The sequence below is a fragment of the Streptomyces sp. NPDC034086 genome, assembly GCF_055575515.1.
The window spans coordinates 1-1,655 of record NZ_JBVISM010000041.1 but is presented as its reverse complement, the minus strand read 5'-3'; the positions used below and the strand labels follow the sequence as shown (position 1 = coordinate 1,655).

Annotated in this window: 1 protein-coding gene; it reads left to right on the top strand. The window is 66.5% G+C overall.

Annotated features, from left to right (window positions below; genetic code table 11):
- A partial coding sequence (locus ACZ514_RS32245) for a dihydropteroate synthase (RefSeq protein ID WP_469126340.1) occupies positions 1 to 1,655 on the top strand: 1,655 nt, incomplete at both ends.

Sequence of the window (1,655 nt, the reverse complement as noted above, 5' to 3'; positions counted from 1 at the left end):
ATTCCGTTGTCGTGCATGCCGAACGCGGGTCTGCCGGTGCTGACCAAGGGCGGTGCGCACTATCCGCTGACCGCTCCGGAGCTGGCGGACGCGCAGGAGACGTTCGTGCGGGAGTACGGGCTGTCCCTGGTCGGGGGCTGCTGCGGTACGACGCCGGAGCACCTGCGGCAGGTGGTGGAGCGGGTGCGCGGTGCCGCGGTCACCGCTCGTAGTCCGCGGCCGGAGCCGGGTGCGGCGTCGCTGTACCAGACGGTGCCGTTCCGGCAGGACACCTCGTACATGGCGATCGGTGAGCGGACGAACGCGAACGGGTCGAAGAAGTTCCGTGAGGCCATGCTGGAGGGCCGTTGGGACGACTGTGTGGAGATGGCCCGGGACCAGATCCGTGAGGGCGCGCACATGCTGGACCTGTGTGTGGACTACGTGGGCCGTGATGGTGTGGCCGACATGGAGGAGCTGGCGGGCCGGTTCGCGACGGCGTCGACGCTGCCGGTCGTTTTGGACTCGACCGAGGTCGCGGTGATCCGGGCGGGTCTGGAGAAGCTCGGCGGGCGTGCGGTGATCAACTCGGTGAACTACGAGGACGGTGACGGGCCCCAGTCGCGGTTCGCGAAGGTCACGGCGCTGGCGCGCGAGCACGGTGCCGCGCTGATCGCGCTGACGATCGACGAGGAGGGCCAGGCGCGCACGGTCGAGCACAAGGTCGCCATCGCGGAACGGCTGATCGCGGATCTGACGTCGAACTGGGGGATCCGTGAGTCGGACATCCTGATCGACACGTTGACGTTCACGATCTGCACGGGGCAGGAGGAGTCCCGTAAGGACGGGATCGCGACGATCGAGTCGATCCGTGAGCTCAAGCGCCGTCATCCCGAGGTGCAGACGACGCTGGGTCTGTCGAACATTTCCTTCGGTCTGAATCCGGCCGCGCGTGTGCTGCTGAACTCCGTCTTCCTCGACGAGTGCGTCAAGGCGGGTCTGGATTCGGCGATCGTGCACGCATCGAAGATCCTGCCGATCGCGCGGTTCGACGAGGAGCAGGTGCGCACGGCTCTGGACCTGATCTACGACCGGCGGACGGAGGACTACGACCCGCTGCAGAAGCTGATGGCGCTCTTCGAGGGCGTGAACACCAAGTCGTTGAAGGCCGGGCGGGCCGAGGAGCTCCTGGCGCTGCCGTTGGAGGAGCGGCTGCGGCGGCGGATCATCGACGGCGAGAAGAACGGCCTGGAAGCCGATCTGGACGAGGCGTTGCGGGCGCGTCCGGCGCTGGACATCGTCAACGACACCCTGCTGGAGGGGATGAAGGTCGTCGGTGAGCTGTTCGGTTCGGGTCAGATGCAGCTGCCGTTCGTGCTGCAGTCGGCGGAGGTGATGAAGACGGCGGTCGCCTACCTGGAGCCGCACATGGAGAAGACCGACGACGAGGGCAAGGGCACCATCGTGCTGGCCACCGTCCGCGGCGACGTCCATGACATCGGCAAGAACCTGGTCGACATCATCCTCACCAACAACGGCTACAACGTGGTCAACATCGGCATCAAGCAGCCGGTCTCCGCGATCCTGGAGGCGGCGCAGGAGCACAAGGCCGACGTGATCGGCATGTCGGGGCTCCTGGTGAAGTCCACGGTGATCATGAAGGAGAACCTGGAGGA